At 59.5% G+C, this 7,400-nt stretch carries 6 protein-coding genes; 1 reads left to right on the top strand and 5 read right to left on the bottom strand.

Going from position 1 to position 7,400, the window contains the following annotated elements:
- Positions 1 to 455, top strand: a 455-nt coding sequence (locus tag DI396_RS15650) for a TolC family protein (RefSeq protein WP_162617253.1), incomplete at its 5' end; no start/stop codon positions are given.
- Here the strand turns inward: DI396_RS15650 and DI396_RS15645 are convergent.
- From DI396_RS15645 to DI396_RS15625, 5 genes are all read right to left on the bottom strand, one after another.
- On the bottom strand, positions 452 to 1,093 hold the full coding sequence (locus DI396_RS15645; protein ID WP_110797288.1) for a rhomboid family intramembrane serine protease: 642 nt from the start codon (positions 1,091 to 1,093) through the stop codon (positions 452 to 454). The two genes, DI396_RS15650 and DI396_RS15645, sit on opposite strands and share 4 nt — an antisense overlap.
- The gene (locus tag DI396_RS15640) at positions 1,090 to 2,466 is read right to left on the bottom strand and encodes a hypothetical protein (RefSeq protein ID WP_110797286.1); all 1,377 of its coding nucleotides are present in this window, start codon (positions 2,464 to 2,466) and stop codon (positions 1,090 to 1,092) included. Before DI396_RS15640 ends, DI396_RS15645 begins: the two co-directional genes overlap by 4 nt.
- Positions 2,467 to 2,562: 96 nt before the next feature.
- Positions 2,563 to 3,162 (bottom strand): polysaccharide biosynthesis/export family protein, encoded by a 600-nt coding sequence (locus DI396_RS15635; protein ID WP_235851907.1) that lies wholly within the window; start codon positions 3,160 to 3,162, stop codon positions 2,563 to 2,565.
- Positions 3,163 to 3,392: 230 nt separating this feature from the next.
- Complete coding sequence (locus DI396_RS15630) at positions 3,393 to 5,849, bottom strand: tetratricopeptide repeat protein (protein ID WP_110797284.1); 2,457 nt, start codon at positions 5,847 to 5,849, stop codon at positions 3,393 to 3,395.
- Positions 5,850 to 6,092: 243 nt separating this feature from the next.
- On the bottom strand, positions 6,093 to 6,812 hold the full coding sequence (locus tag DI396_RS15625; protein ID WP_235851906.1) for a sugar transferase: 720 nt from the start codon (positions 6,810 to 6,812) through the stop codon (positions 6,093 to 6,095).
- Positions 6,813 to 7,400: the final 588 nt, after the last annotated feature.

Here is a 7,400-nt window from a genome sequence, read left to right as displayed (position 1 = left end):
TCCCCGCGCTGCCCGCGACGGGCAAGGCCCGCGTGGAGGCCCGCCATTCGGCGGCGCGCCAAGCCCATCTTTCATGGTCTTCGACGGTTTTGAGCGCGATCATGGAGGTCGAGAATGCCCTTGTCGATTACCGTGCCAGCACCGAGGCTTTGGCCGCAGCGGGGCGGGCGACGGGGCTTTATAGCGAGGCGTTGAGCTTGCGCCGCCGCCTTGTCGAGGCGGGCGAGGCCACGGTCAGTGATTTGATTGATGCCGAACAAGAATTGTCCGACGCCGAGGATATGCGCGCGCAGATGCGTTTCCAACAGGCGCGGGCCTTCGTGGACCTCAACGTGCGTCTTGGCAGTGGCAGCCGTGTCGGCAAGGACGGCGACCCAATGCCGGGGGGTGCGGTCTCTTCGGCGCGGATTGATCCCGAACCGCAGATACAAGCACGGCCCGTAAATGGCGGTTAGTCGGAGCGTGCAGGCGGGGCGAGAAACACTGCGGCCATCCATCCGGCGATAAATCCGCCCAAATGGGTTTGCCATGCCAGCCGTCCGCCCATGGTCCAATACATCAAGACATTGAGGGCAATCAGACCCAAAATAGGCAAGAATAGAGCCTGCGCGGCTTTGCCTTCGGGGGCCGCGCGCCAATCGCGGCGGATGAAGGCGGCGGCCAATCCAAACAAGGCGCCGGAGGCCCCGACCATGGGCTGAGAGCCTTGACCCAAGAGCGCATAGCCCAAAGCTCCGCCAAAAATTGCCGCCGCATAAAGCGCCAAAAACCGCCTTTGGCCAAGGTCGTTCGCCAAAGGCGTGCCAAGGGAAAACAACGTCATCATATTGAGCGCGAAATGCCAGACACCCGCGTGTAAGAACCCGTAGCTGAGAAACATGATCACAGATTGCAGCGGGTAGTTGGCGCGCCAGTTGTCCAAAAGGCCGGGCCAGAACGCCCCGTATTGATAGACAAGGTTGCGCCAAAGCGGGCTGCCCCAAAGCCCTTTATCCGCGCCCATCAGCACCAATTCGGGGATCAGGCACAGCCCGAAGATCACATATAGCGCAAGCGGGACCCGTGCGGCCCGCTTGTGCGCTTGCCCGCTCATGGGCGGATCGTGAACTCGCGCTCCAGACTGAGGAATATCGCTTTGGAGCGGGCCTCGGACTGACCGGCGGTTTGGCTGGTGCGCAGCTCGACGCCCGTGCTCACCAACCAATCCTCGGTCAGTGCGTGGTTATACGCGATGCTCAAATTGGTGCGATCCCGGCTGACATAGGTGCCTGCGCCGCCATCTTCGACTTGGAAGTAACCGGCATTGAGCGCTAAGGAGGATGTCTCGTTCAGCTCATATTGCCATCCGGCATTGAGCCGCGTGGCAATCAGGTCTTCGTTATCGGCATTGGTCGAAGCGCTGCGGGTGACGCCCAGGTTGAATTGCCCCATGGCCATGGCCTGATTGTAGGTGACCGATCCGACCAGTTGCGCAGAGCCGAAATCAGATTTGCTCACGCCCATGTCGAAGGCCAAGGAGCCGCGCGGCAATTCCATCTCCCGGGTCACATGCAGGCTGTCGCGCTCGCCATTGGCATAGACTTCGTGGCGGTAGCTGGCGCCGATGCTGCCGTCCGCAAGGGCGCGGGTGATGCTGGCATGGGCGATGATGCCTTCCGATGTGGTGCGCCCGCCCGTGTTATCGGTGACGGTTTCGCCATAGCCGAGGCTGCCCTCAACCGTGGTGGTCTCGTCCATCTCATGGGTGAGGCCAAAGCTGATGTTGTCGCTTTTGCGGTGGGTTTGCAACGCGTTGTCGGCTTCGAAATCCGTATGGACCAGCTGCATGAACGCATCCGTGTCGGGCGCCAATGTGAAGCGCAACTTGCCGTCGACCCGGATGCGATCGCTGTCGTAATAGGAGGTGGACACCGTGTCTTCGTAATCGAAACCGCTGCGCTTGACCGACAGGGTCAAACCCAAGGGCGCGTTGATACCGGTCTTGAGGGTCGCACCATAACTATAGCGGGTACGCGTGCCCGTATCGTTCACCAGCACCAGATTGCCCGCGTCATCAATCGCCAGAACATCATCATTGAGCGGCGACAGATAGGCCAAATCGGTTTGCTGGTAATCGGCATCCAATTTGAGTGAGCTGTTTTGGTTGTTGAGCGCATAGGCCAGCCGCACGGCGGGGGCTTCAAAGCCGTTGCCGCCGTTGGACCCGGCCGGAAGATCTGCAAACCGCGCGACGCCGGACATATTGAAGTCCAGCACCGAGCGGCGTGTGACCGAGCGCAAGCCAAAGCTGAGCCTTGTGTCAAAGAAGGTCGCATCGCCCGGCGATGTGACGGCCAATTCGGCATTGTCCGTGGCGCGCAATTCGCTGCGCAGGCCAAAGGTCAACTCCAACCCGCCGTTTTCTTGCGCCGATAGGCCCGCGCCAGTGGCGGCGATGGCGATGGCGGCGCTGCCGGCGGCCAACACCTTGAGGTGTTTTCTGGCCGCTGGTGTTTTGTTTTGCTCTGTGTGTGCCGGCCTGTTTTCAGGCTCTATGCTGCTCTGCCCCCGCATGATCTGTCCCTATTCGAACAGCTTGCGTTCGGGCACGGCGATCACATCGCCATCCCTCAGCGGGGTCGAGCCGGCGATGCCGCCGCCCTTGTAGTTGAAGAGATAAATCTGCTCGATGCCGGTTTTGGGATCGGCCCGGCGCAGTTGCACGCGTTTGACGGCGGCGAATTTGCTGAACCCGCCGACCGAGGCCAAAGCTTGCAGCAATGTGATGCCCGGTTCGGCTTCGAACATGCCCGGTTTGGCGACCTCGCCCATCGCATAGATCGAGATCGTTGCAGGTGCGGCGGCGCCTCTGCGTTCGCCCAATTGCGCGACGCTGACATAGACATTCGGCGTGGTGGCGAAATTGCTCGCTAGACCGGCGGTCAGATTGGCGCGCACCGCATCGACCGACCGCCCCGAGGCGCGCACAGTGCCAACCACCGGAAAGCTGATCGTGCCATCGGGCAGGACAAGCGCGTTGCGGTTGAGGGATTTGTCTTCCAGCACTTCAATTTGCAAGATGTCGCCCGGCTGGATCGAATAGCGCGATTTGGCGCCAGCATCGCCGGTCATCCCCGCCAGTGCGAGTATCGACACGGCAAGTGCGATCACAAATTTATACATGGGTGGTCCCTTTATCTTCGGTCTTCAATGCAGATTTTTGTTAATCCTATGGGATTCGTTACCCCGCCGATACGCCGCATGCCAGTATTTTTTCGGGTGCATCCCGAAAGCCGCAGTGAAAACGACCCTTTTTTGTGGTGCCCTGCGCCCGAAAAGGCCCGCCGCAGGGCCGTTCGGGGCGCTGCGGCGGGCCAGAATAGACGTGCGGCGGCCGCCCCGAATCTTTCAGGTTACTGCGCGGGCGGCAGGGCGGCGATGGCGTCTTTGACCTCTTCGCGCAGCACCGGATAGGGCCGCCCGCTTTCGTTCAGAATATCCTGCGCCGCTTCGATTTCGCGCCGCGCCGCGTCCAGGCGGCCCAGGGCCTGATAGGTCAAACCAAGGTGCAAACGCACTGAAGGCTCTGTGGACAGGGCTTTGGCCGCCGGCTCCAGATATTCAAGCGCCTCTTCAAACCCGCCGCGACGATAGGCGATCCAACCATAGGTGTCCTGGAAGGCGGGCACTGTGGTGCCGCGCAAACGGCGGGCCACCACATAGGCCCGGTCCAGGCTTTCGGCATCGTCCCGCGCGGTGGACAGCAGGCTGGCGAGGTTGTTGGCCACCACCGGAACCGCGCTGTTCTCCTCGTAAAGCCCTTCGTAGATGCCGATGGCGCCCTCGATGTCGCCTTCGCGTTCGAGGAAACCGGCCCGCACCCATTTCAACGTGCCGCTGTCCGGCAAGGCCTCCTGCGCCGCATCCAATGTGGCACGGGCCTCGTCGGTGCGGTTTTGGCGCATCTGCAATTCATATAGCGTGGTCCAGGCCGGTTCGCTTTTCGGCGCGCCGCTGAGCACCTCTTTGAGCAGAGTTTCCGCTGCTTCGAGATCACCGGAGAGGCTCAAAACCGAGGCCAGAACGAATTTCGATCCGGCATCATCGGGATTTTGCGCGGTCAATTCCCGCGCCCGGGCCAAGGCTTCGTCAATACGGCCAGCCATGATGTGGGATCGGATCACGGCGGCCGCAGCCCCGTCGCCGCCTGTGCCGGTATTGGCGCGGTCCTCAAGGAATTTGGTCAGTTCATCGGCCTTGCCCTGACGGGCGAACAACTGCGCCTGCATTTCGACGGCTGCAGATTTGGATTGCTCGGTGCCGATTTGTTCCAACCGGCGGATGTCCTGTTCGGCGCGGGCCCAATCTTGCATTTCAAGGTGCACGCGGGTCAGTTGCATCAGGATATCAACATTGCTCGATTGCAGGCGCAGCGCCTCGATCAATACATCCTCGGCGCTGCGATATTTCGCCTCTTTCATCAGATAAAGCGCATAGTTCAGCGATTCCTTGGGCGCGCGACCCGAGGTTTCGACCGCCAAGGACAGCATTTCGCCAATCAGCTCGTGGTTGCCTTCGCGTTCGTGCACGCGGGCCAGAAGCGTCATGATCTCGGGGTTGCGCGGCGCTTCGCCGAGCGCGGTGCGCAGGGTAATAATCGCCTCGTCGGTTTTGTCGTCTTCCAAAAGCCATGCGCCTTTGATGGTCAAGGCGCCGACCTGCCCCGGGTCATGTTCCAGAACCTCTTCGATCAAGGCGCGCGCGCCGACCTGATTGCCGGTGGTGGCGCGCATCCGCGCAAGGGTGACCTTGATGCGGTCGATTTCCTCGTCCGGCTCGGCGCCGGCGATGATGCTTTCCATCAAGGTCAGCGCTTCGGTCTGTTGGCCGGCGGTGAACATGAAGCCCCCGCGCAGGGCGTCAAAGGTCACTTGATGCGTTGCCACATCGACAGGTTGCGGGGAGAGGGCATTGAGGCGGTCAAGCTCGGCCAGAGCCGCGTCGCCGCCTTTGATTTCCGCCAGAAAACGGATCAGGGTCAGCCGCGCCGCAGGGTCTTCCTGACCTTCGACGACCTGTGCGCGCAGCCAGTCTTCGGCCTTATCGGCATTCCCTTCGTTGATATACCACCGGACCAGAGCGCTGCTAACGGCGAGATCTTCGGGGAACAATTCGGTCATACGCAGCAATTGTGTTTCGATGCCGAGCTTATCGCCCATTTGGTCCAGGATTTTGATCCGCAACCCGTGCAGCGGACGCTCCAGAGGGGCGGCGGCAAGACCGGCGTCAATCTCGTCCAGCGCCCCGCTCCAATCGCGGTTGTTGATCAATTCGGCAATCAACACCTGCCGGGCGTTCAAAAGGTCGGGAGTGTCCTCGACCAATGTGCGGGCTTGGGCAATGGCGGCGGCACGGCCGGTGCCATCGTCGCTGCGTATGGCATCGCGGTAATCCATCGCCACCTCGATGGCCTGAAGTGCGGGCACATCGGGGTCGATGGCTGTGGCGGCTTCGAGAAATTTGCGCGCCTCGTTGGGGTTGTTGGTTTGAAAGGCAATCTCGGCCAAGGCGGTATTACCGGCAAGATTCGAAGGGTATTGTTCGACCAGACGCAGATATTGCGAATAGGCCCCTTTGATATTGCCTTTTTCGCGCAGCGTCTCGGCCATCAGGATACGGGCCTCGGCATGCTCTTCGTTCAATTTGAACACATTGCGCAGTTCGACCAGAGCGCGATCTCTGTCGCCTTCGGCCAGATAGGCTTGCGCGGCTTCAAAGTGCTCTTGAGCGCGGGTCTCGGCGTTGTCGCAGGCTGCTAGGGAAAGGGTGAGGGCAAGAGCCAAGGCGGGAGCGGACAAAATGCGTTTCAAGGTGTGATATTCCTAAGTCTTTGAATGACAGGCGCAGCATAACAGCCGCGCGCCGGGGTGTCTTTAGGTCAATGGCAGGGATGTCTTCGCAATTATGTGTGTTGATTGTGAGCGACACTGCGGAAGATCAAGGGCAATTGTGCGGCAAAGCCCCAGATATGCAAACACCGCCTCTGAAGAGGCGGTGCAATGCAGGTCATGCAAGGAGGCATTAGCCGGCCGGGATGGTGATCGGCAGGTCGATCAGCAACCGGTGCCGCGCAACACCACCATGACCGTCTGCATCAGGATTTTGACATCCGTCTTCAGGCTCAGGTCCTGGTGATATTGGTCATCAAATCCCACACGATCCGAGAAATGCGATGCGTGGCGATCCGACACTTGCCAGGACCCGGTGATCCCCGGACGCATGGCGAAATAGGCCTCGCCCTCATAAAGCGCGCGTTGATCGGCCATCATCGGGCGCGGGCCGACAAGGCTCATGTCGCCTTTGATCACATTGAGCAATTGCGGCAACTCGTCGAGCGAGGTCTTGCGCAGGATGCGGCCAATGCGGGTGATGCGCGGATCGACCACCAGCTTTTGGTGGGCATCCCATTCGGCACGCGCCTCGGGATTGGCTTTGAGATGTTTCTCGAGCTGGGTCTCGGCATCGCGCACCATGGTGCGGAATTTGTAGATCTCATAAACGCGGCCACCGCGTCCAAGACGTTTTTGTGTGTAGATCGGTTTGCCGCCATCCATTGCAATAAGCAATGTGATTACAGCCATCACCGGCACCAGAAAAATGCCGGAGACGATAAGAGCAAGGGTGATAAATGTAAGGTCCAGAATGCGCTTGAACTGTTTGGCATAGACCTGATCGCGCCGAAAATGCGGCGGTGTAGCCTGACCTGCGCGGCGCGGCAGCAGCTTGGAAGAGCTCGGCGGCAGCATAGGCATCTGGCGAAGGTGAAGGGTCATAATAAAAAGTATCCATTTTAAAAACGGTCGTGCCTGCTGGTAGCACAGATGTGGCAGCATCTCAGGTCTGGTTTACGTGACTTGCTTCAGCCAGCCCGCAAAACCGGGCTTTCGGACAAGGGACATGATCAGATGGGCAGCAGCAGACTAGTTCCAAGCTCAAGTTAAGGTCTCATTTAAGGAGATGTAAATGAAATCTTTTGCTAAAATTATGTAAAAACTACGGCAAGTTTTTGTTTTTCAACACATTTCATGAATTCGGGGAAAATGCTGCGGTGCAGCTTAATTAGGCATTATGCGCGGTTATCGGGAATAATACTGGGCATTTGTTAAGATTGTTGCGATTCCGGCCGGTAATAACAGAATCAATTTTCGCCCTGACGCGGGGCAAGTTGCCGCTGCGCGACAGCGGTGCGATTGCCACTTGGGCAACAATCTATGCGTAAGCGGCGGATTTTTTCCGCAGCGCGGCATATGCAGATGAAATCCGGTGCCTTTTCCGCCCCTTGCTCCGGGCTTGGGCTTTATTCCAAACCGTCCTGCCCGTATATATAGACGCAACAGGCGGGTTATTTCCGGCCCCTAGGA

This window comes from Litorivita pollutaquae (assembly GCF_003205515.1).
GTDB classification, from domain to species: domain Bacteria; phylum Pseudomonadota; class Alphaproteobacteria; order Rhodobacterales; family Rhodobacteraceae; genus Litorivita; species Litorivita pollutaquae.
The sequence above is the reverse complement of the archived record's forward strand: the minus strand, read 5'-3'. Positions and strand labels throughout refer to the sequence as shown.